General features: G+C 51.9%; 21 protein-coding genes and 1 pseudogene. 16 read left to right on the forward strand and 6 right to left on the reverse strand.

Going from position 1 to position 25,858, the window contains the following annotated elements; translation table 11 throughout:
* The first annotated feature begins 76 nt into the window (after nt 1-76).
* The 5 genes from DB48_RS12245 (at nt 77) to DB48_RS12265 (ending at nt 8,472) form a co-directional block, all read left to right on the forward strand.
* Nucleotides 77-298, forward strand: a complete 222-nt coding sequence (locus DB48_RS12245; protein WP_041510529.1) for a hypothetical protein — start codon at nt 77-79, stop codon at nt 296-298.
* Between the two features lie 36 nt (nt 299-334).
* Complete coding sequence (locus tag DB48_RS12250) at nt 335-2,122, forward strand: tetratricopeptide repeat-containing diguanylate cyclase (RefSeq protein WP_160290149.1); 1,788 nt, start codon at nt 335-337, stop codon at nt 2,120-2,122.
* Between the two features lie 1,484 nt (nt 2,123-3,606).
* Nucleotides 3,607-5,241: a malate synthase A gene (gene aceB, locus DB48_RS12255; protein ID WP_041510530.1), complete on the forward strand. Its 1,635-nt coding sequence runs from the start codon at nt 3,607-3,609 to the stop codon at nt 5,239-5,241.
* A gap of 107 nt (nt 5,242-5,348) precedes the next feature.
* On the forward strand, nt 5,349-6,674 hold the full coding sequence (aceA, locus tag DB48_RS12260; RefSeq protein WP_041510531.1) for an isocitrate lyase: 1,326 nt from the start codon (nt 5,349-5,351) through the stop codon (nt 6,672-6,674).
* A gap of 349 nt (nt 6,675-7,023) precedes the next feature.
* Nucleotides 7,024-8,472 carry an HDOD domain-containing protein gene (locus DB48_RS12265; RefSeq protein WP_041510532.1) on the forward strand — a complete coding sequence of 483 codons (1,449 nt, stop codon included), beginning with the start codon at nt 7,024-7,026 and terminating at the stop codon, nt 8,470-8,472.
* A 496-nt stretch (nt 8,473-8,968) separates the two neighbouring features.
* On the opposite strand, the gene DB48_RS12270 is transcribed toward DB48_RS12265, so the two are convergent.
* The 4 genes from DB48_RS12270 to DB48_RS12285 form a co-directional block, all read right to left on the reverse strand.
* The gene (locus DB48_RS12270) at nt 8,969-9,442 is read right to left on the reverse strand and encodes a nuclear transport factor 2 family protein (protein WP_041510533.1); all 474 of its coding nucleotides are present in this window, start codon (nt 9,440-9,442) and stop codon (nt 8,969-8,971) included.
* A 22-nt stretch (nt 9,443-9,464) separates the two neighbouring features.
* Nucleotides 9,465-10,289, reverse strand: coding sequence for a zinc-dependent peptidase (locus tag DB48_RS12275; protein WP_041510534.1), 825 nt, complete (start codon nt 10,287-10,289; stop codon nt 9,465-9,467).
* 241 nt (nt 10,290-10,530) lie between these two features.
* A complete protein-coding gene (locus DB48_RS12280; protein WP_041510535.1) occupies nt 10,531-10,956 on the reverse strand; it encodes a hypothetical protein in 426 nt (141 codons plus the stop codon).
* Nucleotides 10,916-11,659 (reverse strand): AAA family ATPase, encoded by a 744-nt coding sequence (locus tag DB48_RS12285; protein ID WP_041510536.1) that lies wholly within the window; start codon nt 11,657-11,659, stop codon nt 10,916-10,918. The genes DB48_RS12280 and DB48_RS12285 overlap by 41 nt, the downstream gene beginning before the upstream one ends.
* Before the next feature lie 571 nt (nt 11,660-12,230).
* Here DB48_RS12285 and DB48_RS12290 point away from each other — a divergent pair.
* The 3 genes from DB48_RS12290 to DB48_RS12300 all read left to right on the forward strand — a co-directional run bounded on the left by DB48_RS12290 (nt 12,231) and on the right by DB48_RS12300 (nt 13,613).
* Nucleotides 12,231-12,455, forward strand: a complete 225-nt coding sequence (locus DB48_RS12290) for a DUF3820 family protein (protein ID WP_041510537.1) — start codon at nt 12,231-12,233, stop codon at nt 12,453-12,455.
* Nucleotides 12,456-12,582: 127 nt separating this feature from the next.
* A complete protein-coding gene (locus DB48_RS12295) occupies nt 12,583-12,885 on the forward strand; it encodes a hypothetical protein (RefSeq protein ID WP_011865085.1) in 303 nt (100 codons plus the stop codon).
* Between the two features lie 227 nt (nt 12,886-13,112).
* Nucleotides 13,113-13,613 (forward strand): GNAT family N-acetyltransferase, encoded by a 501-nt coding sequence (locus DB48_RS12300; RefSeq protein WP_041510538.1) that lies wholly within the window; start codon nt 13,113-13,115, stop codon nt 13,611-13,613.
* 118 nt (nt 13,614-13,731) lie between these two features.
* On the opposite strand, the gene DB48_RS12305 is transcribed toward DB48_RS12300, so the two are convergent.
* Together DB48_RS12305 and DB48_RS12310 are read right to left on the reverse strand one after the other, a co-directional pair.
* Complete coding sequence (locus DB48_RS12305; protein ID WP_041510539.1) at nt 13,732-15,477, reverse strand: bifunctional metallophosphatase/5'-nucleotidase; 1,746 nt, start codon at nt 15,475-15,477, stop codon at nt 13,732-13,734.
* 91 nt (nt 15,478-15,568) lie between these two features.
* Nucleotides 15,569-16,702, reverse strand: coding sequence for a CNNM domain-containing protein (locus DB48_RS12310; RefSeq protein WP_041510540.1), 1,134 nt, complete (start codon nt 16,700-16,702; stop codon nt 15,569-15,571).
* Nucleotides 16,703-16,846: 144 nt separating this feature from the next.
* Between DB48_RS12310 and DB48_RS12315 the strand changes: the two are divergent.
* The 8 genes and pseudogenes from DB48_RS12315 (at nt 16,847) to der (ending at nt 25,756) form a co-directional block, all read left to right on the forward strand.
* Nucleotides 16,847-17,967: pseudogene (locus DB48_RS12315) on the forward strand (bifunctional tRNA (adenosine(37)-C2)-methyltransferase TrmG/ribosomal RNA large subunit methyltransferase RlmN).
* 32 nt (nt 17,968-17,999) lie between these two features.
* A complete protein-coding gene (pilW, locus tag DB48_RS12320) occupies nt 18,000-18,788 on the forward strand; it encodes a type IV pilus biogenesis/stability protein PilW (protein ID WP_041510541.1) in 789 nt (262 codons plus the stop codon).
* Nucleotides 18,788-19,795, forward strand: a complete 1,008-nt coding sequence (locus DB48_RS12325) for a RodZ domain-containing protein (protein ID WP_041510542.1) — start codon at nt 18,788-18,790, stop codon at nt 19,793-19,795. Before pilW ends, DB48_RS12325 begins: the two co-directional genes overlap by 1 nt.
* Before the next feature lie 19 nt (nt 19,796-19,814).
* Nucleotides 19,815-20,930: a flavodoxin-dependent (E)-4-hydroxy-3-methylbut-2-enyl-diphosphate synthase gene (gene ispG / locus DB48_RS12330; RefSeq protein ID WP_041510543.1), complete on the forward strand. Its 1,116-nt coding sequence runs from the start codon at nt 19,815-19,817 to the stop codon at nt 20,928-20,930.
* A 153-nt stretch (nt 20,931-21,083) separates the two neighbouring features.
* Nucleotides 21,084-22,355, forward strand: a complete 1,272-nt coding sequence (gene hisS / locus DB48_RS12335; protein WP_041510544.1) for a histidine--tRNA ligase — start codon at nt 21,084-21,086, stop codon at nt 22,353-22,355.
* Nucleotides 22,356-22,369: 14 nt separating this feature from the next.
* Nucleotides 22,370-22,993 (forward strand): tetratricopeptide repeat protein, encoded by a 624-nt coding sequence (locus DB48_RS12340; RefSeq protein ID WP_041510545.1) that lies wholly within the window; start codon nt 22,370-22,372, stop codon nt 22,991-22,993.
* A gap of 11 nt (nt 22,994-23,004) precedes the next feature.
* Nucleotides 23,005-24,192 carry an outer membrane protein assembly factor BamB gene (gene bamB / locus DB48_RS12345; protein WP_041510546.1) on the forward strand — a complete coding sequence of 396 codons (1,188 nt, stop codon included), beginning with the start codon at nt 23,005-23,007 and terminating at the stop codon, nt 24,190-24,192.
* Nucleotides 24,193-24,286: 94 nt separating this feature from the next.
* Nucleotides 24,287-25,756, forward strand: coding sequence for a ribosome biogenesis GTPase Der (gene der, locus DB48_RS12350; protein WP_041510547.1), 1,470 nt, complete (start codon nt 24,287-24,289; stop codon nt 25,754-25,756).
* Nucleotides 25,757-25,858: the final 102 nt, after the last annotated feature.

Genomic DNA, 25,858 nt, shown 5'->3' on the forward strand with positions numbered 1-25,858 from the left:
ACTATGTTTGATTAATCCTAGAGTGGTCAAACTATTGTCTAGCAACTAGTGTTATTACATAACAATGGAGAATGATATGTCTAAGCTAAGCGATTTTTTTCAGAAATTAGGTTCGGATGCCGCGCTGTTAGAGGCTTACAAGGCTGACCCTAAAGGAGTGATGAAGGCCAATGGCCTGACGGATGAGGAGATTCAGGCGGTATTGTCTGGCGATAAGGCGCAGCTCGATTCGCTCTCGGGCGATACCAGCGAAGTACAGTCATATCTGATTATCACTAACCCAGATGACAGCAAGTAACCCTTAGTAATTTATATGCATTACCTCAGACTATTCTTGGCTTGTGCCTTTTCGATAGCATTTTGCCCGCTTGCCACCGCGAGTGACGTCGACTACGACGCCGTTATCGATGAGTTAAAGGCCGCCCTGATTGCAGAGCCAGCCAAATCGTCTGAGGTAATTGCCTACCTTAAAGAGAATACCCAGCACTTGAGCCGCGAACAGAGGGCTCGGGTGTTAACACTCGAGAGTAACAAGGAGATGTTTAACGGTGCCTATGAACGCGCCTTTAATCTACTCATTCAGGCCGAGCAACTGAGCCACTCTCCCGAAATTCAAAATTCCATCTATCTATATCAAGCCACCGCACTGATCGCCATGAAGAACTATCAGGGGGCATTGGATGCGATGGCGAAGAATCTCGACCGTATCGAACAGATAGATGATGTCACCATCAAGATGACCTCCTACCTAAGGCTCGCCAATCTCTATTTGGATCTCGAAGTCTATGATGAGGTGAAGCGCTACGCCTCACTGGCCTATAGCCTAAGTCGTGATAGTTCTCCTAAGGAGCAGTGTTACGCCCAGGTGCTACTGGCGGCAGGGGAGTTAAAGCTCTCTCAATATGATGAGGCCAAGCAATTATTTGCCGATACCAGAGCCTTCTGTCATGAACATAACATACCGCTTATTGTCGCCATGGCCGACAAAGGTAAGGGGACGTCGCTCCTTAAATTGGGTGAGCTACAGCAGGCCGAGAGGCTATTCCAGTCAGCCCTAACCGAATACAAGACATTTAAGTTCCAGTTAGAGATCAACGATGTAAACGCCTTGCTGGCCGAAACCTACTTGATGAAGAAAGAGGTGGACAGTGCCAAGCAATATGCACAACAAGTCATAGACGTAGCAGACGATCCTAGCGTCCTCAGCGCGAAGAAGCGTGCCTATAAGGTGATGGCTGACGCCTTATCCGTAGAGGGAGAGTATCAGCAGGCCTATCGCTATCTGGACAAGTATTTGCAGCTGAGTGAAGCCGCTATCGATGAGACCAAGGCGAAGGCCTATGCCTATCAGATGGCTAAGTTTGAGAATGCCGAGAAGGCACGCGAGATCAAGATGCTGAATCAGGACAGGGCACTCTATACGGCGCAGCAAAAAGTGGTTGAACTGGAGAGGTATAACGAGAGCATGGCGTTGATGATTGCCATTGGCTGCTCTATCTGCCTCATCATCTTCGGCGCCTCAATGTTTGTGCAAAAGCGCAAATACAAGCGTATCTCGCAACGAGATCCGTTAACCGGCGTATTGAATCGTGGTACGGGACAAGATTTTGCAGAAAACCTGTTTGTCGATGTGCTGGCCCATCGCAACGTGTTTAGTGTGGTGATGTTCGATTTAGACCACTTTAAATCGATTAACGATACCTATGGTCATAGTGCCGGAGACTGGGCGCTGCGTCGCGTGGTGGAAGCCGTTTCACCGAGTCTCAAGGGGCGCGATCTATTTGTGCGTATGGGCGGTGAAGAGTTTGCGATATTCTTACCTTATACAGATGAACAGGCAGCCTTAAAGATCGCCAAGCAGTGCCGCCTTGCCATAGAGTCTATTCAGACCCGTCCTCACTATAGCGACTTAAGTATTACCGCAAGTTTCGGTGTCTGTACCAGTGTGGAGGATGACCTTAGCCTGGACCCACTCATGAAGCGCGTCGATATCGCCATGTATCAGGCCAAGCGCAATGGCCGCAACTGTGTGGTGATGTACCGTCCAGGTATGGCGACCATGTCAGACAAGGCGGCAAACCCGACTAACGGTGCTAATGCCACTAATGCAGTAAATGCATAGTGGCTATTTAGTGCTTAGTATTTATAGGCTAGCGTTTAGTGCCCAGTATTAATGCTCAGTATTAATACATAGTGCTGGCTTATCGCCTTTACCCTTTAACCCCTTGAAGTTATGTATTTGAATGCGATTAAGCTGAACTCTTGATTGGCCTCTCGTCCTGCGCATTAAATCTGGTTTTAGGCCATCTAACTTGCTTCTCCCGTGATGTATCTCCTACTTAATAGTGCTTTAAGTGACTCTTTTAAGTGGCTCCCTCTGACGTTGGTGAAAACGCCATGGGCCTATGTGTTCATGCCGTAGGTCGCTATTAATCGCGGGTATTTAATCCCTTGTTGGGCATGTTCATCTGATCTGGTATTGGAGTTATCTTAGAGCCTTGGCTTAATCATTTGCCTTTGCCTTTGCCTTTGCCTTTGCCTTTGCCTTTGCCTGTGCCCACTAATTGCCCGTCTGCTTGCCTTTCATCGTATCGCCCCTCTTTAACTCTTATCTCATGAATCAATCCATATAGGAAAGCACTCGTATCTTGGTTTGAGAATAAAGTCGATATCACTAGAGGTTTGTTTTTATAGCTTATTTTTGAATGGCTTAGGGGAGGTTTCCTGGCTTTAGGCCTTAGCTTTTGGATATTAGGTTTTGGATATTAGCTTTTGGGTTTTAGGCACTAGATTTCCAGCATTATTTTTTAGGCTTTAGCTTCCTTCCTCACAGCTTCTGATGTGGTTTGTGTATCGGATCACTTAGGCAATTAGCCTTAGGAGGGCAAGTCTGCCCGCATAGAGAGCGGAGCTTGGCGCGAATGATGAATGACTATTTTGGGGTAAGTATGCAATTTATTCGGTTTTTTTGGATTTTTTTTGCATCAAACCAAAAAAAATCGTGATGTTGATCGACAAACGTTACCGATTTGTGACAAGTCATTGCGTTTGTCTTGTCTTGCGTTTACGTAAACGTCAAATTAAAACACTTGTTTGATTTTTGTTTGTTCTGTGAGCCAGGTAATTCACTGAATATTAATGGTTTATTATGGTTTACTCGCAAGGAAAGCAAAACGAACGGCTCTAAATTCTAACAGGCTTTAAGCTTGATTGTGTGTACTGTTAATCTTACTTGGTGTAATTAAATTACGTAATAACTTTCTTTGATTGGTTGTTGGTTAATTTGTCTGACAAGTTTAAGGTTCTGTTGTTTTTAATGTTGACGCAAGAGTGTTAAGTGGATAAAAATCAATGGGTAATGTGTGGGTTGCGATTTTGGTCTTACCAATTTTTTGTGATGTAACTCCGGTCTTTTAGCTGTTTTTCTCGCCAGTTGTATTGTTGCAATCCCAACAGTTTGTTAGTAGGTTTTGTTCAAAACGTACATTTGTAACCCATTACTGGTGTTTCAAGCTGTATGGCCAGTAATAGAGGCGTGGCAAGCCCTAATGTTGTGGGCTGGATGAATTGAAATTAACGGTAAATGAGCGCTTGGGAGATATCGGGATGACTGAACAGGTAATGAATAAACATCAGCTGGATACGGGATTGTCTATCCTGGGGGCGACAGTACCAGGGCAAGAGATAGTGCTTAACGAAGGCGCGCTTAGCTTGCTTGAAGTCTTATGTGATCAGTTTGCGGCAGAGGTGCCAAATCTGCTCGACATGCGTAAGCAGAAGCAGGCATCGATCGATAACGGCGCCTTGCCGGACTTCTTACCCGAGACTCGTGCCATAAGAGACGGCGATTGGCAGATCCGCGGTATCCCGCAAGATCTACAGGACAGACGCGTCGAGATCACCGGTCCGGTGGACCGCAAGATGATCATTAACGCCCTAAATGCCAACGTTAAAGTCTTTATGGCCGACTTTGAAGATTCATTGGCCCCAAGCTGGACTAAGGTGATCCAGGGACAGATTAACCTGCGTGATGCGGTGCGTGGCGAGATTGAATATACCGCCCCCGAAACAGGCAAGCATTACACCCTTAATGATGATCCCGCGGTGCTTATCGCTCGCGTTCGCGGCCTGCATCTTAAGGAGAAGCATGTGGCCTTCAATGGTGAGGCGATCCCTGGCGCGCTGTTTGATTTCTGCCTCTACTTCTACCACAACTATCGTCAATTGCTGGAGAAGGGCAGCGGACCTTATTTCTACATCCCTAAACTCGAGAGTCATGTGGAGGCACGCTGGTGGGCAAAGGTGTTTGCCTTTGTCGAAGAACGTTTTTGTCTGACGCCGGGCACCATTAAGTGTACCTGCCTCATCGAAACCTTACCCGCGGTGTTCGAGATGGAAGAGATCCTCTATGAACTTCGCTCAAACATAGTGGCGCTCAACTGCGGCCGCTGGGACTACATCTTTAGCTATATCAAGACATTGAAGAAACATAGCGATCGCATCTTGCCCGACCGTCAGGCGGTCACCATGGATAAGCCGTTCCTGAGCGCCTACTCGCGTCTGCTGATTAAGACCTGTCACAAGCGCGGCGCCCTGGCGATGGGAGGCATGGCGGCCTTTATTCCTGCCAAAGACGCAGCGCAAAACGAGGCTGTGCTGGTTAAGGTTCGCGGCGATAAAGAGCTTGAGGCGCGTAATGGCCACGACGGTACCTGGGTAGCACATCCAGGTCTGGCGGACACTGCCATGGGGATCTTCAACGAGTATATAGGTGAGGATCACGTCAACCAGCTGCACATCACTCGTGATGTCGATGCGCCAATCCAGGCAAGGGATCTCCTCATGCCTTGCGAAGGCGAACGCACCGAGTCGGGTATGCGCCTCAATATCCGTATCGCGCTGCAATATATCGAGGCCTGGATCCGCGGCAACGGCTGTGTACCCATCTATGGCCTGATGGAAGATGCGGCGACGGCAGAGATTTCGCGCACCTCTATCTGGCAGTGGATCCAACATGAGCAGAAGCTCTCAAACGGCAAGCTGGTCACCAAGGAGCTGTTTAAAGAGATGCTGGTCGAAGAGCTGGCCAACGTCAAACTCGAGGTGGGACCAGATCGCTTTACCCACGGCAGTTTTACTCAAGCGGCAGTCTTGCTGGAAGAGATCACCACCTCTGATGAGCTGGTGGATTTCCTCACCCTGCCAGGCTACGAGATATTGACCCAGGGCGACAATGCTTAACGCGATGATTTTATAAATGAAAGGGTAATACCCAAAACCTATTTAGCGCCTTTGAATGTGAGTGGTATTGAGGGAGCTGGATGCTAACACCTGAGATGGAGAAGATTATGACTAAGGCAACTACACAGATTTCACGTCAAGAACAGATTGATGCGATTAAACAAGATTGGGCTGAAAATCCACGTTGGGCCGGCGTTCGTCGCCCCTATTCAGCAGAGGACGTAGTGGCCTTACGCGGTTCGATTGTCCCGGAAAATACCCTGGCAACTCGCGGTGCGGAAAAACTATGGCAGCTGGTTAACGGCGGCGCTAAGAAAGGCTATGTCAATTCACTGGGTGCCCTCACTGGTGGTCAGGCGGTACAACAGGCTAAGGCGGGAATCGAGGCTATCTATCTGTCGGGCTGGCAGGTGGCTGCCGACGCGAACCTGGCGGGCACCATGTACCCGGACCAGTCTCTCTATCCGGCAAACTCAGTACCTGCAGTGGTTCAGCGCATTAATAACTCGTTCCGCCGCGCCGATCAGATCCAGTGGAGCAACCAGGTTGACCCACAAGATGAGGCCTACACCGACTACTTCCTGCCTATCGTAGCCGATGCAGAAGCGGGTTTCGGTGGTGTGCTTAACGCCTACGAGTTGATGAAGAACATGATCGACGCTGGCGCAGCCGGTGTGCACTTTGAAGATCAGCTGGCCTCAGTGAAGAAATGTGGTCACATGGGCGGTAAGGTACTGGTACCGACTCAAGAAGCGGTACAGAAGCTGGTGTCTGCGCGTCTGGCGGCCGACGTGAGCGGCGTACCGACTCTGGTTATCGCCCGTACCGATGCAAACGCGGCGGATCTGCTGACCTCTGACTGCGACCCATACGATCGCGACTTCATCACCGGCGAGCGTACTTCTGAAGGTTTCTACCGTGTAAATGCCGGCATCGACCAGGCTATCTCTCGCGGTCTGGCCTACGCGCCTTACGCCGACCTAATCTGGTGTGAGACCGCCAAGCCTGATCTGGAAGAGGCGCGCCGCTTTGCCGAGGCGATTCACGCACAATACCCAGATCAGCTGCTGGCCTATAACTGTTCACCGTCTTTCAACTGGAAGAAGAACCTGGACGATGCCACCATCGCCCGCTTCCAGCAGGAGCTGTCGGACATGGGTTATAAGTACCAGTTCATCACCTTAGCCGGTATTCACAACATGTGGTACAACATGTTCGACCTCGCCTATGACTATGCGCGCGGTGAAGGCATGAAGCACTATGTTGAGAAGGTACAGGAAGTCGAATTTGCGGCGGCGAAGAAGGGCTACACCTTCGTGGCACACCAGCAAGAGGTGGGTACAGGCTACTTCGATAAGGTGACCAATGTGATCCAGGGCGGTCAGTCTTCGGTTACGGCGCTGACTGGCTCGACCGAAGAGGAGCAGTTCTAAAGTTTCGACTTGCTGTCCTTTAGCAGCGGTTGTTCCTCGCACCGTGTTCCTACGTGCGGTGCGAGGTTTTTCTTTCCTTTCCAAATTGTTATTTTTGCTTGCCTTGGCGGTCCCTCTTGAGCCGCCTTTTTTTATTTTCTTCTTATCTTTTGTGCCCGCTCGTCGATATAAAGGTGAAATCCTCGCCATGTGAATCGGGTGTAGGTGATAAACGTGATTTGCCTCTGGCGACAGATGTAATTGTTATGTTATAAGTTTTTCTGCCTATAATTCATCAAAGACGGCGCCAGGCAACTAAGCGCTATCCTTATTTCTTCATATAAAGAGTAGATAAGCATTGAACACTGCTATGTCAGGAAAAGGTGCAGAGTACTGGACCAAACGCATCAGCGAACAGGAGATGCCGGCACTTAGCTCGACGGTGAAGACCCTAGAGAAGCTTGCCAAAGACGATGTTTCCTCCCTGGCGATACTCGGCCGCAGCGTGATGCATGATAACGCGCTGACCTCGCGAATTCTTAAGGTGGCCAACAGCGCCATCTATAACAAGGGGATCTCCCACGTTACGACCGTGAGCCGCGCGGCCGTCGTCCTGGGCTTCGATACCATACGTAATATCTGTATTACCGCTAAGCTCCTCAGTAGCCTTTTAGAAAACAAAGGATTATCAGAGGATGTCTACCAGAGGCTACTCACCCTGATGGCAAGAGCCTTCCAGGCAGCCATGCTGGCCAAGATGATGCTTAAAGATCACGACGAAGAGCTGCAGGAAGAGGTGTTTATCGCCGCACTGCTCTATCACCTGGGAGAGAGTGCCTTTTGGAGCATGGGCGGTGAAACGACTGAGCAGCTCAATGCGCGTCTCAATCAGGTGGATGAAAAAGAAGCCAGCGCCGTGGTCAGAGAGGTGCTGGGAACCTCCTTTACCCAGCTGTCCATGGGTATCGCTAAAAACTGGGGACTTGGCGAGGTATTGGTGAAGTCCTTGTCGAATCCCAATGAGCGCACTCCCGAGATCCGCTCCATCTATCTTGCTAATAAGATCAGCGAGTTGATGGCGAGCGACAGCAAAGATATTACCGAGCTGAATCACCGTATCAAGCAGGCAGCAGACATGCTGGACCTAGAGGTGGGTGAGTTTAAAGGGCGGATGATCCAGTGTAGCCATGCCACCCGAAAGTTGGCCGATACTTATGGTGCCAAGGTGCTGGTGGCCTTCCTGCCCGATACCCATCAGTTGACGCTGGCGGCTGAGCCAGAGGATGAGCCGGTTAAGGTACGCGAGTTTAATGTCGAGCTGCAGCTGAAGAAGCTTCGGGAGCTCACAGATTGTGCCATCAATAAGGCGAACTTTAATGAGGTGATCACTATTACCCTCAGCGGCCTGCTCGATGGCATAGGCATGGATCGCTGCGCCGTCATGCTACTCTCGCCAAATCGTAAGCGCCTGCAACCTAGGGTGGTGGTTGGCGAGAACAGCGACAAGATGAAGAACGAATTTGTCGTCGAGCTCAATCTAGACAAGAATGTGTTTGGCGAGAGTGTCGATCTCAAGAAGCCGCTGTTTATCGACAACCCAGGCTCGGAAAAGTGGCGCCTCTATACCGACGAAGCGCTCAGGCGCCATACCTCGCCAATGGGCTTCATGTTGGCGCCGATATTGGTGGATAACAAGGTGATTGGCCTGTTATATGCCGACAGGCACAGCTCAGAGCGCAAGCTGGTTGATGCGGATTTCGATCGTTTTACCCATTTCGCTCAGCTGACCAATCTCTGCCTCTCTGTCTCGGTGCACTAGGGCCCGTTGACCTTTTGAGAACAAATTTTGTTCTAATTGAGCACGTTAAAATCGCGGCTCGAGGCTTGAGATATAGTAATTCTATATAAAAGCCGAGTAACAAAGCGTTGAACGTGCTCAAGACGAACCCTGCAAAAAATGAACGCGAAAGATAAACAGGCCCTAGAGCCTTTTACCTGTCAGCCTTCTGTTGCTTTAAGATTTGTTCAATCTAATCGTGCTTTGGTTGATGCAAGAGTAAGCAATGAAGCCATTCACATGGTCGTACTATTGGTCGTACTATGTGAATGGCGAGCAGTAATACCAATCACAGTAAACATGTGATCAGAAATAGCGCAGGAAAAACGCTTGAGAACCAAGCAGGATTTTTAGATAAGTAGTTATTCTACAATTAAAAATACTAATACAGTTATAGAGCGTTTTAACAAGCTAGAATGATCAATTGTTTATTACGATTGGTATAACCCCCAAACTGCAAGGTCAACAGGCCCTAGCACTATTTGCTTTTACTGGCGGCGCTGATCTGCGCCGTGATCCGTTTGGCCATGGCGTTGGGGATTGGAAAACTCAGGTGATATTGCAATATCTTCCAGCCCTCAGGGGTGAGGACCAGGGTGCCTGTGCCGCGGCAGTTGCCATAGGACTTACTGCTTAAATGCTCATCGAAGACGATCACCTCGCCGTGCTGTTCTAGCTGCCTGGATACCAGGGTGTAGTGCCAGCCCTTGGTGGGACGGGCATAGGCGGCAAACTCCTTCATGGTCCAGTTTTCCGTTGCATCGGTACCGATAAAATGGGCGTCATCGGTATAGAGGGCAAAATACTTGTCCCAATCGGCGCTGGCGGCGTAACTGTGCAACTTGTCTAAGGTCTGAGTCGCCTCTAGTGGGGTCTCGGCGCGGCTAATGCTGCTGAGCAGCAGGGCGCAGCCTGCAAGTATCCAGGTCAGCGAGTGATGTCTGACGGCCATGGTGTTCTCCTTTTAAATCCGTTTAATGCCAGTTTACCGGATCTAGTTTGAAAAATTGACTCATCTGTTGATAGAGGGCCGGGTGCTGCTGATAAAAGTCATGGGGACGCTCGAAGAAGGTTTCGGTGATCACCGCGAAGAACTCGGCCTCGTTGGTAGCGCCGTAATAGTTAAACAGGCTGGGCTGATGGTACTTGGCGTCTTCGCGCAGCTGTTCAAACTCCTGAGTCATGATGCTTGACCATGACTGGTAGTCGTTAGCATTAGCCAGGATGGGCGCGCCGTTGGAGTGGCCATCTTCTTGATCTAGCTGGTGGGCAAACTCGTGGATCACCACGTTGTGGCCATCGTAAGGCTGAGCCGCGTCTTCCTTGGCGGTATGCCAGGAGAGCACGACCTTGCCAAACTCCCAGGACTCACCCGAAAGAATATTTTTTCGTTCCCAGAAGGTTCCGTCGCCATTTTGCTGCATCTGATTGACGATAAACAGGCTAGGGTAAACCAGTATCTGTTTCAGCTTAGGGTAGTAGTCAGTGTCGCGATTGAGCAGTAACAGACAAGCCTGGGCGGCGATGGTGACCCGGATCTCATCATCAATTGCTATGCCCTGACACCCGACGAAGCGCTTCTCGGCGATGAAGATCTGGATGTGGCGCTTGAGCTGTAGCTGCAGGTCGCTGGGCAGGGCGCGAAAATAGGGCATGCGGCGTTTGAGTATGGCGCGCCAGCTCTCGGGAAAGGGGCGCTTGGCGATCTGCGCGCGGCGATACCTGACATACTTTGGCCTAAACAGTATGTAACCTATGGCGGCGCTACTGACCAGCGCGAGAATAAAGATGGCTAGCATAAAAATCTCCCTATGATATAGCAAGATATGGTGTTGCTTGCCGCAAATTCAATCTTAGGGAGAGAAAAAAGCAGTGGAGAAAAAAAGCTGGCAGCCCTAAGTTCGGAAAATGAAATCTGTCGCTGCCAGAAAGGTTAGGGAGACGGGCTGAAAGGAGCGACGCGCTGGGTGATGATGTGCCCAGCGCGTCTGGGGATATATGTTAATCGACTAATTTTATCGGCTAATTTAATCGCCTAATTTAATCGACTATGATTGATTGTTCCTTCTGTTGCCGCTCACTCTCAGATAACGAGTAATGATGCTCGATGAGAAAACGGATCAGTTTAGACTTAGCTACATCGCAGCCGCTGGCCAATTCGGCGAGGTGCGCGATAGCAGACTCGCTCAGGGTGAAGGTCGCCTTGCGATAAGGCCCTGTTCCCTTGGGTACCACCTTAGGTGTCGCCTGAGATGCGTGGCGATTTAAAAAATCACCATCGAAACCCGTTTCTAAGGCGATAACCTCGGCCATCTGCTGTACATTGCTCGGCTGCCCGGCGGCATAGTGGGTCGCATCGTCGATGAAGTCATCGATCAAGGCATCGAGCGAAATATTCAGTCGCTTACGGTTTTGTCTCGCGGCACTAGACTGCGTAGAGCTTTTCTTGAGATCGGCCAGACCCATAGTTACCCCTTAACTTATCCATCTGTTTTTCGGCGAGACGATTGCGAATTTCTGTGGCACTGGAAGCCTGTAGCATTTCACAGGCGATGCTGCGGATCTCTTCGGCGGCCTTGCCTTTTGGTTGTGTTTCCATGACAGACAGACCCGATTCTTCGCTGTCATCATAAATGTTTCGGCTGTAGGTGATGGCGTCGAGTACGTTGATGTCGTACGTCTTACACACCTCTTTAGCTTCCATGATGCGGTTAGCCTGATTTGGCAGGCTAGGGCATTGGGTGATCACGAAAGATGCGCGCATCTTAGGGTTAATCATCATACAGGTCGCGACGATATCATCCATGTGACTGACGGTTTTCAAGTCTCTGCGCTTCGGACGCAGTGGCATCAACACATGTGAGGCGACAGACATGGTGGCACGCAGTGCCAGGTTGTCCTGGCCACCACAGTCGACCAGCACATAGTCATAGTGTTGCTCTAGGCTGAGCAGATCGTTACGTATCTTGCCGTAGAGCTGTACACAGTTGATGCCAGCCAGGGTGCCGTTGTTGTTACGAGCTTGAATCCAGTCCGAGGTGGTCCGCTGGGGATCACAATCGACCATGATGACCGACGCGCCGCATTCTACCGTGAGAAATACCGCTATGTTTTGGGCTAAACAGCTCTTTCCGCTACCGCCTTTTTCACCGCCAACTAAAATGATCATTCTATTTCCTCTCGACTGCCAATGATTGCCGATGTTTGTTGTTAGGTTCCCAAGTGATGTACTGCTATCTCGCGATCTCACCTGTTTGGGCATGACTCCAATTTAGGTGTTAATTAATTGTTGGTCAACTACATGAAAATTGACGTTTTTTTTGATTATGGCGCTTGTCATTAAGTTGACGTTTCGGCTTGTTTGGCGGATATTTGACGCTAAGGGCTTTTGGAGTAAAAAGTTATCTTAAAGCTTTTATAAAACAGTGTGTTACTGTTTTTGTGTTGGTTTTAGCGGCTTGTTTTTCATACTTATGCCTTAAAAGCGTAAGAGTTTCACCCTACTCTTATTTCTATTTTGCTTGTTTGTTGGTTTTTATATTCTCAAATGTTATATCTGTAGTGGCTAAAACTTTGAAGTCGGTTGGCTTGTCGCTGCGAAAATTTACCTTATGTTTCAATGCGACGCGCGGGAAATGAGCATGTGTAATCGCGATGTCGTCAAAGCTTCTTGGTTTGACGCTTGTAGTCACGTAAGCTGGGCAGCGTACTTTTTCCAATAGCCGTTTAGGATAGTCAAGATGGATCAACAGGCCTTAATCGAGGCGATAAATCAAAAAATGCCCTTTGGTAAATATGCCGGGTTACGCTTACTCGAGCTGCCAGAGCCTTATTTAGTCTGGTTTCATAGTAAAGGCTTTCCCGAGGGGAAGTTAGGTCAGCAGTTGGCGCTGATCTATGAGGTGAAGCTCAATGGCCTGGAGGGCATGCTCAAGCCTTTATTAGTTCCACGTAAGCAGGGATAAAATTCGGGAATGAGAGCTTGATCTAAAACTGATTCATTGAATGCTGTTTTAAGACACCCGGGTAGAGATTTATGGCTAAGGCCATGTTTTAATGCAGGGGTTAAAGGCAAACACTTAAGGAATGACAATGATAACTAAATTAGTTCGTTTAGCCGCTGCGGCCACCTTAGCCCTGGGGATCTCGAGTGCCTGGGCGGCTGGTGTAGTGCATCAAGGTACTGTGGTCGATACCATGAATGGTGGCGGTTATACCTATGTGCAGATCAAAGAAGCCGATAAGACTTTCTGGGCGGCAGGACCTCAGGCCGAGGTGAAAAAAGGTGACGTTGTTGTCGTTCAAGAGCAGATGTGGATGAATGACTTTACCAGCAAGACACTTAACCGTACCTTCGATGAACTCTTGTTTGTGGGTCGCATCGACAAGAAGTAATTTGCGCGGCTAAGTAGCCGGATGAATATAAGAAATAGTGCCGATAACTTGTTATCGGCACTATTTTTTTACCTAATAGGGACTAAAATCAGCTGCAATTTACGCAAACAGGTGGCCGTATGGATTGGCAAAGGGGTGATGAGCGCCTGAGCTTCTCTGCCTGATATTGACAGAGCACCTGTAGACAGAACTCATACAGATAGAACACGTATCGATAGAACAAGGCGATGATTAAGATAATTCCCTATCGTAAGGGGTATAGCAAAGCGGTCAGTGGGGTCTATCATCTGGCGGTGCGCGCCATCGATGAGACCCATTACAGTGCGGCGCAGAAGCTTGCCTGGTCCCAGGCGCCGCGCTCCGGTTATCACTGGCATAAACGCCTGACCCGCTCTCAGGCCTGGCTGGCCGTCGATACCGCTTGTATGACGGGGGAGTATCCCCGCTGTGTCGGTTTCATCAATGTCGAGACCCAGTATGCCTCGCGGGGCTATATCGACAGCCTCTATGTGCACCCTGAATATCAGGGGCAGGGGATTGCGCGACAGTTATTGCAACAACTCGAATCCTGGGCGGCTTCGCAGGGGATGGATGAGCTAAGGGTCGATGCCTCCAGCCTGTCGCGGCCACTGTTTGTGGCAGAGGGGTTTGCGCTGCGACACAAGCGGTATCAGGAAAAGGCTGGCCAGGTGTTTATGGCTTACTATCTGGCAAAGTCCCTAGTTTAGTCTCTGGCAAAGTTCCTGGTTTAGTCACTTGCAATACCCTCACCACACCCTCGCGATAACCTAGGCGTGCATAGCCGGCCAGCAAGGCGCCAAACTTTCTAGCCTTATATAGCTCGCGCTAATGGCCATCCAGGTGACTCGTGTATAACACATGAGGCGGCATGACGCCGTGTAGCCCCTCTTCTCGCTGCATGAAGCGGATGAAGGCCTGGGGCAGGGTAAGCGCCTCAATCGATTCCTGCTGTTCTGCGCTAAGTAGCGCCTGATAACCTTCCTTGCCCGACGCCGTGTAGGCCGAGGAAACGCCGCTATACAAGCGGTCTGGCATCACGCTATGCCACTGCATCTCACCGGCTATTTCCGTCAAGATCTCCAGTTGCAGGATGCGGGCGCCCAGCGGCTGTCTGCCGTCGTAGCAATATTTAAGGCCGTAGGTATAGGGGAAGCTTCCCGCACCTGTGCCGGTAATGCTGTTGTTGGTGGCCGAGTTGATGGCCGACTCCAAGGTTTGATACAGGTAACGGCCCTGGATGCGATATTTCACCAGGGGCAGGGCGAAAGGGAGCAGTCGCCCGAGAATGTCCGCCATGGTCACCGTGCCCTTGTTGAGCGATTGTCTGACTCCACCGGCATTGTGCAGGGCAAAATCTACCTGAATGTCCAGGTTGCGAGTCTCGTGATAGATGCTCTTACAGACCCAGGGGGCGATCTCGCTGCCGTGGGGCAGTGCCTTGCTGGGCAGGCGGGTGTGGATCAAGTTTTTGGGCACAAATCCCAGCACCTGATGCTCCAGCGCGTCGATGGCCGGGCGATAGTGCTGGGTGATCACCTGATTGATCTCTGTGAGTTCGTCATCCCATAAGATCCCGGGATGCGCCATGAGCTGCCGCTTGAGTGCGTCATAGGTGGCGGCGGTGACCTCTTGCTCCCCTTCGATAAGCAGGTGCTTGTCGAGCATGAAGTAGTTGTGTCCGGCAAGGGAGGTCACTAGGCCTTGGTCGTCAAACTCTAGGTCGCACAGCCCCAGAGTTTCGGCATACTTGCCCGCATGTAGTATCGGTGTGTTGTCGACGCGATAGCCATAGGGCAGCGCATTATGGCCGATGGCGCTGAAGTCGCCCTGAAGCGTGTGAGAGTGACCACCGACGATCAGGCTGATCCCCGCCACTTCTTGGGCTAATATTTTGTCTTTATCCCAGCCTAAGTGGCTTAGTACCAGGATATGATCTATGCCCTGCGCCTTTAGCGTGGCTACCGTATTGGCGGTGGTCTCAATGGCGTCGGCAAAGTGAGTATCTTCATCTGGCCTGGCGATCTCTTTCATCTGATCTAGGGTGATGCCTATGATGGCAAGCTGCCTATCGCCTAACGGCTTTAAGAGTACCTTGGCCGAGCGGTGCTCGGGAATATAGTCAAACAGCTTGGGGTGCCCAGTCAGCTTGTCTTGCTTATGGGGATCTTCCTGGCTGAGATCCATGTTGCCTGCCAGCAGCGGAAAATTGATGTTATCGAGAAACTGCTTAACCGGCTGATTGCCTGCGTCTATCTCGTGGTTGCCGAGGACCATGGCATCGGGTGCTAGGCGGTTGAGCAGGTCGGCATTGGCTACGCCCTTAAATTGGTTGAAGTAGAGGGTGCCCTGAAAGCTGTCGCCCCCATGAAGAAACAGAAAATCTTGCCCGGCATCGGCCGCCTGACTGCGCGCCTGTTGCACCTGATATCCGATCCTCGCATAGCCGCCGCTGTGGTTATAGACCTCATAACTTTGTTGCTCATGGCTGAGCAGAAACTGGACGCGCGAAGGATCGAAGTGAGAGTGGGTGTCGTTGATGTGTGCAAGCTTTAGGGAGTATCTGTTGGTCATGTAGGCCTCATTTGTGAAGCGGGCAAGTATACCTCAGCAGGGCTAAATGAAAAAGGGAAGCATTTGCTTCCCTTTATTAACTTTTCTTAAGTTATTTGCTCACCTTATCCAGCGGCTCGGCCTCTGTGATACTGGTGGCTTGCTGTTCGCCTTTGGGGAGATCCTCATCTTCAGACGAGCCCTCATCCGAGATGCGTATGCCCTTGTGAGTCATGCGGCGTTTCCATAGGCGTCTCGCCAGTTGCTGCATATCGGTCACAGGGTCATTACTGTCGACAATCTCTAAGCCCAGCAGGGATTCGATAATATCTTCTAGGGTGACAATACCGTGGCCACTACCATATTCGTCCACCACCATGGCGATCTTGGTGTTGCGCTTAATCATCAGCTGGAACAGCGGCAAGATCTTGGCCGTTTCCGGCACGATCACTAGGTTACGCCGTACCGCAGAGATAGGCGCCATGGGGGTGTCTCGCTCCGACAACAAGATGGTGTTGCGGTTGACATAACCCACGATATTGTCGCGATCGCCATCGAAAACCGGGATACGGGTAAAGGGGCTCTTCTTATGAAGCTTGGCAAACTCGGCCTGGGTCATCGAAGCTGGCACGCTGAACATCACGGTTCTTGGGGTCATGATGGCGGTCACCGGCATCTCCTTGACCGACAGCATCTGGGTCAGAATCATAGATTCCTGTTCGTCCAGCTCACCCGACTCGTGACCTATCTTGGCCATAGCACTCATCTCTTGACGAATGTATTGACCGTCGTCGCCCTTACCGAGCTTTTGAGTGACCTGCTGAGACATCCAGATAAGCGGCTTAGTGATGCGCTCCATCCACAGCAGAACCAGAGACACGCTAGGGGCCAGGCTGCGCCAGTAGTTTGCGCCCAGTGTCTTTGGAATGATCTCAGAGAAGAACAAGATAAGAAAGGTCAGCACACCAGAGAAGACACCCAGCATCTCGTCGCCAAACACCTTGGCTGCCTGCGCACCGGCAACGGCGGCACCTACGGTGTGGGCAATAGTGTTTAGGGTCAAGATAGAAACCAGTGGCGATTCCACATTCTCCTTTTGGTGGCTCAAACGCTCGGCCGCCGCGGGATGGGTTTCTTTTAGGTTCGCAATAAAGCTAGGGGTAACAGACAGAAGCACGGCTTCGAATACACTACAGAGAAAAGAGATCCCGATAGCGACAAAGACAATAACAATAAGGGTTATCATGGGGGAGGTAAAACAACTCCGAGTAGCAAGCCAATATTAGCTTGGGGGGATTCTAGCATAGTCTATTTCCTTACTGGCTAAAATTTATTGATATCTGTATAATTCGCCGCCCTGTGGCAGGTTTTGGTGTTGAGGTTAGTCAAAATGAGTGAAAAAAAGATCAATTTATTGGATCTCGATCGTAAGGGATTGAGAGCGCTATTTACCGAGATGGGTGAAAAGCCTTTTCGTGCCGATCAATTGATGAAGTGGCTATACCATTTTGGCGTCAGCGACTTCGAACAGATGACTAACATCAACAAGGCGTTACGTGCCAAATTGGCCGCGCGTTGTGAGGTGGTGGCTCCAGAGATCTCCAGCTATCAGAAGTCTGCCGATGGCACCATTAAGTTTGCCATCAATGTGGGTAATGGTCAGGAGGTTGAGACCGTTTACATCCCGGAAGATGACCGTGCCACCCTATGTGTATCTTCACAGGTGGGTTGTGCCTCGAGTGTACCTTCTGCTCTACCGCCCAGCAGGGCTTTAACCGTAACCTTACCGTGTCTGAGATTGTCGGCCAGATCTGGCGTGTGTCTCACTTTCTTGGTTTCCAGAAAGAAACCGGTGAGCGTCCCATCTCTAACGTGGTGATGATGGGCATGGGTGAGCCGCTGTTGAATCTGAAAAATGTCATGCCGGCTATCGACATCATGCTGGACGATTTCGGCTTCAGCCTGTCTAAGCGCCGCGTGACCGTATCGACTTCGGGCGTGGTGCCTGCGCTGGATATCTTAGGCGATAACCTGGATGTAGCGCTGGCGGTGAGCATTCACGCGCCAAACGATGAGCTGCGTGACGTGCTGGTACCGGTTAACAAGAAGTATCCACTGCAGGAGTTTTTGGCGGCGATCCGTCGTTACCTGGCCAAATCTAACGCTAACCGCGGCCGTGTGACCCTGGAATATGTGATGCTTGATCATATCAACGACAGCACAGATCAGGCCCATGAGCTGGCCAAGCTGATGAAGGATACTCCTTGTAAGATCAACCTGATCCCCTTCAACCCGTATCCGGGCTCGCCCTATGGTCGTTCATCGAACTCGCGTATCGACAGATTCTCTAAGGTGCTGATGGAATATGGCCTTACCGTCATCGTCCGTAAGACCCGCGGAGACGATATTGACGCGGCCTGTGGCCAGTTGGCCGGGGATATTCGCGACCGAACCAAACGTTTGGCGAAAAAACGCATGCAAGATAGTCAGATTTCAGTCACAATAAACTAACTTATTGTATCTGCTACTAGATAGGCTTGCGAATGTTAAGCAAAAAGCCAACATTGACCCTGTTAGTCATCCTGACTTCGACGCTGATGTCAGGATGCGTAACTGAGAGAACATACAGTGGCACAGATGTGCCCGTTCAAGAGCGAACCTTCGACAACGTTGCTGCGGCCCGTCAACGGGTGCAGCTGGGTTTGACCTACCTGCAAAAGGGCAACAGCGAACAAGCCAAGTACAATCTGGATAAGGCGCTCGAGTTTGCCCCTAACATCGAAGATGTACACGTGGCCTTAGCCTATTACTATCAATCGGTTGGCGAGTTAGCCCTGACCGAGAAGGCGTATCGCAACGCCATCAACGCCAGCGATGCCAGCGGCGATTCCATGAATAACTTCGGCGTGTTTCTTTGCCAGCAGGCAAAATACGACCAGGCCGAAGAGATGTTTCTTCGGGCAGTAAAGATGCCCAAATACACCCGTTCGGCCTCCAGCTATGAAAACCTGGGGATCTGTAGCCGCAAGTCGGGTGATCTACAAAAAGCACAACGCTACTTCGAGATGGCACTTAACTATGACCCGCGTCGTGCCAACTCCCTATTAGAACTGTCTGAGATCGAATTGGATCTGGGGAACTACTCCGCCGCCAAGAAAGGTTTGGCGCGTTACCATAGAGTGGTGCCCGAATCGGCTCAGAGTCTGGCGTTGGGAATTAAAATTGAGCAAGGCCTAAATGACCCTGAAGCGGTGAGAAAATTTGGCATTCTTCTCCTGGCCAAGTTTCCCGCTTCCAATGAGGCCAAGCAGTATAGAGCTAGCATGCACTAATGACTGATAATCAAATCGATATGCTCAAGGATGATGCTGAGAAACCAAAGGAAACCGGTGAAACCCTGGGCCAGTGGTTAAAGGCGGCGCGTGAGTCGCGCCAGATGACTTTAACCAGCGTGGCCGAGAGACTCAATCTGCGCCCATCGATTGTTAAAGATCTTGAGGCGGACAACTATGACAACATAGCGTCGGCAACCTATGTCAAAGGCTATGTGAAGAATTACGCCCGCATCCTGGGCCTGGAGATGGCCAGGGTAGATGCCTACTTGGCCGAAAGCTTTCCTGTGGTCGATGCCCCTACCATGCAGAGCTTCTCCCGCAAGACCACGCGTCAGGCCAGAGATGGTCGCCTGATGTTGGTGACTTATTTGATCATCTTCGTCTTATTAGCCTTATTGGTACTTTGGTGGGTGCAAAAGTCGGCCATGGTGGCGGATCTGGATCTCTCCAAGCCATCGGTGGAAGAAGCCGCCGAGCTTTCGACCTTGCCTGGAGAGCCCAGCCTGATGCCCGCCCAGGATCCACAGGCCGATACGGGTATCGAGATGCCAGGCGCGTCCTTGAGCCAGGTTGCTTCTGAACAGACGGCTTCTGAACCGACTGTTACTGAATCGGCAGCAGAGCCTGCAACCGCCGAGCCCTTAGCGCGAGCCACTCAAGCATCCCAAGCGACCCAGTCCCAAATCTCTCAGTCTCAAGCGCCTCAAGCCCTCGAGTCATCCAGGACAGATGACACGGCTCAGGCCGTGGACGATGCCGAGTTGGCCCTGAGTCTGAGCGGCGATTGCTGGATCAAGGTGACCGATGCCAACGGCAAGGTACTTGTTAATGGCCTTAAGCTGGCGGGCAAAGAGATGAATGTCTTTGGTCAGGCGCCGTTTAAGGTTATATTGGGGGCGCCGCAGTCATTGACCATGCACCTCAATGGTGAACCAATCGATCTGGCTAAGTATCCCAGTGGCCGAGTTGCCAGACTGACGGTCGGTAACGCCGTCAATCTTTGAAGTAAAAGAGTGAATTAAGATGTACAACGAGTCCCCAATCATTCGCCGCCCTTCGACACGCATCTATGTGGGCGATGTGCCTATCGGTGATGGCGCGCCCATCGCCGTGCAGTCTATGACCAACACCCGCACCACAGATGTGGAGGCCACGGTGGCTCAGATCCGCGCGCTGGAAAATGTTGGCGCCGATATCGTACGTGTCTCTGTGCCGACCATGGATGCCGCCGAGGCGTTCAAGGTGATCAAGCAGCAGACTAAGATCCCGCTGATCGCCGACATTCATTTCGATTACCGTATCGCGCTCAAGGTGGCGGAATATGGCGTAGATTGTCTGCGTATCAACCCGGGCAACATAGGCAACGAAGAGCGTATCCGTAGCGTGGTGGAGTGTGCCCGCGACAAAAACATTCCCATTCGTATCGGTGTTAACGGCGGTTCGTTAGAGAAAGATCTGATGGACAAGTACAAGGAGCCGACCCCGGAGGCCTTGCTCGAGTCGGCCATGCGTCATGTGGATATTCTCGACAGACTCAATTTCGATCAGTTTAAGGTGAGCGTTAAGGCGTCTGACGTCTTCCTGGCGGTGGAGTCTTACCGCCTGCTGGCCAAGCAGATCAAACAGCCGCTGCACCTTGGGATCACCGAGGCCGGTGGCGCCCGTGCCGGCGCCGTAAAATCGGCGGTGGGTCTGGGCATGTTGCTGGCCGAAGGCATAGGCGATACCCTGCGTGTCTCGCTGGCTGCCGATCCTGTCGAGGAGATCAAGGTCGGTTTCGACATTCTCAAATCCCTGCGTATTCGCTCACGCGGCATCAACTTCATCGCCTGCCCATCATGCTCGCGTCAGGAGTTTGATGTGATCGCCACGGTGAACGAGCTGGAGCGTCGCCTGGAAGATGTGGTGACCCCTATGGATGTCTCTATCATAGGTTGTGTGGTCAACGGCCCGGGCGAAGCCCTGGTATCGGATATTGGCCTAACCGGTGGTAACCGTAAGAGCGGCTATTACGACGACGGCGTGCGTCAGAAAGAGCGCTTCGACAACGAGCATATCGTCGATCAGCTCGAGGCGAAGATCCGCGCCAAGGTGGCCAGCGTCGACGCACGTATTCCGACAACCGATATCACGGAATAACCCTTTGCTTGCTGCGCAGAATCCGGGGCGAACGGCCCCGATTGTGGCGCAGCTCACTGGCGCGCCGCGCCGGTTTTGCGTTTATTGATGATGCGCCTATAATGCGAGGCGCTTTTTTATTTTTTACAGCTAAATTTCGGACGAGTTGATACAGTGGCAAAACAGATTCAAGCGATTCGCGGAATGAACGATATTCTGCCGACCCAGAGCCCGCTATGGCAAAAACTAGAAGCAGTGTTGCGTGATACCGTTGCGGCCTATGGTTACAGCGAGATCCGCACCCCCATCGTAGAGAGTACCGACCTGTTCAAACGTTCTATCGGCGAAGTGACAGATATCGTCGAGAAAGAGATGTACACCTTTGCCGATCGCAATGGCGATCTGCTGACGCTACGTCCCGAAGGCACGGCCTCTACCGTACGTGCGGGTAACGAGCACGGCCTGCTATATAATCAGGAGCAGCGTCTGTGGTACATGGGACCTATGTTCCGCCACGAGCGTCCACAGAAGGGGCGTTACCGCCAATTTAACCAGTTTGGTGTCGAGGTCTATGGTATTGCCTCGGCCGATATCGAAGCCGAAGTGCTGATGATGTCTCACCGCCTGTGGCAGAAGCTGGGGATCAGTCAGCACGTGAAGCTGGAGCTGAACACCCTGGGGGACGCCGAGGAGCGCGCCGCCTACCGTGAGGCCCTGATTGCCTTCCTGGAGCAGCACAAAGAAAAGCTGGACGAAGACAGCCAGCGCCGCATGTATTCAAATCCACTGCGTGTGCTCGACAGCAAGAACCCTGAAGTTCAGGCGCTCTTGGGGGATGCCCCGGCGCTGATGGACTACCTCGGCGAAGAAAGTCGTGGTCATTTTGCACATTTGTGTGAACTACTTGAAGCCGTTGGCATCCAATACGAAATTAACCCTCGTCTGGTGCGTGGTTTAGATTACTATAACCGCACCGTATTCGAGTGGGTCACCGATAGCCTGGGTGCTCAGGGCACAGTGTTGGCCGGTGGTCGTTACGACGGTCTGGTCGGCCAGCTAGGGGGCAAAGACACCCCGGCAGTCGGTTTTGCCATGGGGCTCGAGCGTATCGTCCTGATGCTGGAAACCTTAAGCCTGACCGACGACGTATCGGGTCCGGTCGATGTGTATGTCACCGCCATGGGTGATGATTGTCGTATCGCGGCCATCAAGGTGGCACAGCAGTTACGTGAAGTGGACGGCCTCAAGGTGATGACTCACTGCGGCGGCGGTAACTTCAAGAAGCAGATGAAACGTGCCGATAAGAGTGGCGCCAAACTCGCCATAGTGATCGGCGAGACCGAACTGGCTAACGGCCAGGTGGCGCTGAAATATCTGCGTGAAGAGAAAGAACAAGAATTAGTTGCACAGGATTCGTTAGCAGCTTACGTTGCAGAACTGATTTAAAGAGGAAGAGAAACGTGGAAATTTATAGCACAGAAGAACAACAAGTCGATGCTATCAAACAGTTCTGGAAAGACTATGGCAACTCGATTGTCATCGGTGCCGTGGTAGGCCTGGGTGGTCTATACAGCTGGAACTACTATTCAGATTACAAGGTGGCTCAGGCAGAAGAAGCCTCTGAAGCCTTCCAAACTATTAGCAACTCGGTCAAAGCCGACTCTAGCATGCTGGCGGCCGCCGAGAGCTTTGCTAAAGACCATGACGGTCAGCAGGGCTATCAGGCATTGTTACAACTGATCGTGGCTAAGGCCGCGGTAGAAGCCGGTGAGCTGGACAAGGCCGAACAGGCCCTGAAGCAGATCCTCATCAGCAAGCCAGAAGAAGGCTTGGTGGCGGTTGCTACCCTGCGTCTTGCCCGCGTGCAGGCCGAGCAAGGCCAGCTGGCAACGGCGTTGGCTACCCTGGAGCAGCTGAACACGCCATCGTTTGCCGTACAGCGTGATGAATTAAAAGGTGATTTCCTGGTGCGTCAAGGCGAAGCCGATAAGGCTAAGAGCGCCTATCAGTCGGCCCTGGACAACGGCGGAGCGACTTCAAGCCCAGCCTTGCAGATGAAGCTAGATAACCTGAACAAGGCATAAGGAAGCTGCCCATGAAGTCTTGGTGCAAAACATTACTGGCTTGCAGCTTGAGCCTGGGGTTGTTGTCGGCCTGTTCTTCCAACGACGTTGAAGAAGAGCCGGTAAGTCCGCTGCCGCAGATCGAAGCGAGTGTCTTTCCCGAGGTGAGCTGGAGTGCTTCCGTCGGCAGTGGTGTCGGTGATTATTACTCTAAGATCCGTCCTGCCGTGCGTTACGGCAAGTTGTTCGTCATGGATCGTTACGGCGAAGTGACCGCCTACGACGAAGCCAGCGGCGAGCAGGTCTGGTCATTGGATATCAGCTCCTGGTTTAAGGAAGGCGCCTTGTCTAAGAACAAGGGCGCACGTCTCTCTTCAGGCATTACCGCTGCCCGTAACAAGGTGTTCTTCGGTGGTGAGAGTGGCCTGCTGGGCGCCGTCGATGCCGAGACCGGCGAGATGGTCTGGCATGTGACCGCCGGTGGTGAGCTGCTGTCGGGGCCGACGGTAGGCGAAGATGTGGTCGTGGTACACACAAGTACCGGTGGCCTGGAAGCCTATAACGTCGATGATGGCGAGAAGCTCTGGGTTTACGAGAGCAAGCTGCCCACCCTGACCCTGAGGGGCACAGGCTCGGCCGCCTATGAGGCCGGTGGCTTCTTCGTCGGCACCGCCGATGGCAAGATAGCTGTCGTGGTGAAAAGCAATGGTCAGGCCGCCTGGGAGCAGCCTATCTATACACCTAAGGGCGGTAACGAGTTTACCCGTATGGCCGACGTGGATATGAAGCCGCTTATCGTGGGCGAGAACATCTATGCGGTGAGCTATAACGGTAACCTGGTGTCGATGGAGCTGCGCAGCGGACGTGTCGTCTGGAGCCGTAAATATTCCAGCTTCAACGAGTTGGCTTCTGCCGGTCTGAACCTCTACCTGGTGGATGACCATGGTCGCATCTATGCGGTCGATAAGCGCAACGGCCTGGAAAGCTGGAGCAACAGCGAGCTGACCAACCGCGAGTTGACCTCACCTGTCGTCTTCAAAGACTACCTGGTGGTGGGTGACTTCGAAGGCTATCTGCATTTCATCGATCGTACCTCTGGCAAGCTGGTTGGCCGCGTCGACGTGGATAGTTCAGGTTTATTTAGCCAGCCACTGGTAATAGATGATAAGATCTACGTCCAGAGTCGTGGCGGCAAGGTAGCAAGAATTACGCTTCCCTAAGGCGAGCTTTAACAGTTTTTAAAGCCCCTGGACCTTGTGCTGGGGGCTTTTTATTTAAGATATTCAGATAGATTTGTAGATTAGAGGCAAAAAAATGATTCCAGTTGTGGCCCTGGTAGGCCGACCAAACGTAGGTAAGTCGACCCTGTTCAATCGTCTTACGCGCACCAGAGACGCCTTGGTAGCTGACTACCCAGGTCTGACTCGGGATCGTAAGTATGGTCGTGCACATCTGTCTGGTTACGAATTTATCGTGGTGGATACCGGCGGTATCGACGGTACCGAAGAGGGGATCGAGACCCGCATGGCCGAGCAGTCGCTGGCGGCGATCGAAGAAGCCGATGTGGTACTGTTTCTCACCGACGCCCGCGCGGGTATGACGGCCGCCGACGAGGCGATTGCCGAGCATCTGCGTCGCCGCGAGAAGACCACCTTCGTGGTGGCCAACAAGGTTGATGGTATCGACGCCGACTCCGCCTGTGGCGAGTTCTGGGCCCTGGGCCTGGGTGAGGTATACCAGATGGCCGCCGCCCAGGGGCGCGGTGTGACCAACATGATCGAATACGCGCTGACCCCCTACGCCGAGGCCATGGGGCTGAACCGTGAAGGTGAAGGCGAAGAGGAAGCCGATGAGCGTCAGTACACAGAGGAAGAGGCCGAGGCCGAGCAGCAGCGTCTGCAGGACTTGCCAATTAAGCTGGCGATTATCGGTAAGCCTAACGTGGGTAAGTCGACCCTGACTAACCGCATCCTGGGGGAAGAGCGCGTCGTGGTTTATGACGAGCCGGGTACGACTCGCGACAGCATCTATATTCCGCTAGAGCGCGATGGTCAGGAGTATGTGATCATCGACACCGCCGGTGTGCGTCGTCGCAGCAAGGTGCATGAAACCGTCGAGAAGTTCTCGGTGATCAAGACCCTTAAGGCGGTCGAAGACGCCAACGTGGTGCTGCTGGTGGTCGATGCCCGCGAGGGGATCGCCGAGCAAGATCTTGGCCTGCTGGGCTTTGCCCTGAATGCAGGTCGCGCCTTGGTGATCGCGGTCAACAAGTGGGACGGTATCGATCAGGACGTGAAGGAGCGTGTGAAGAGCGAGCTTGACCGTCGTCTTGGCTTTATCGACTTCGCCCGCATTCACTTTATCTCGGCGCTACACGGCACGGGTGTTGGACACCTGTTCGAGTCGGTAGAGGAAGCTTACGAGAGCGCCACGCGCCGTGTGAGCACCTCTATGCTCACCCGAATCATGCAGATGGCCCAGGACGATCACCAGCCGCCTCTGGTTAACGGTCGCCGCGTTAAGCTTAAATACGCTCATGCCGGTGGATATAACCCGCCTATCGTGGTTATCCATGGTAACCAGGTGAAGAAGCTGCCCGATTCCTATAAGCGCTTCATGATGAACTACTACCGTCGCTCTCTCAAGGTGATGGGGACGCCGATTCAGGTACGCTTCCAGGAAGGGGGCAACCCGTTCGAAGGGCTCAACACCAAGAAGCTCACCGTGAGCCAGGAGCGCCGTCGTAAGCGCATGATGAGCCATATCAAGGACAAGAAGAAGTAATACTAATCGTAATAAACAATTGATCATTCTAGCTTGTTAAAACGCTCGATAACGGTATTAGTATTTTTAATTGTAGAATAACTACTTATCTAAAAATCCTGC

This window comes from Shewanella sp. cp20, from assembly GCF_000832025.1.
Classification (GTDB): Bacteria; Pseudomonadota; Gammaproteobacteria; order Enterobacterales; family Shewanellaceae; genus Shewanella.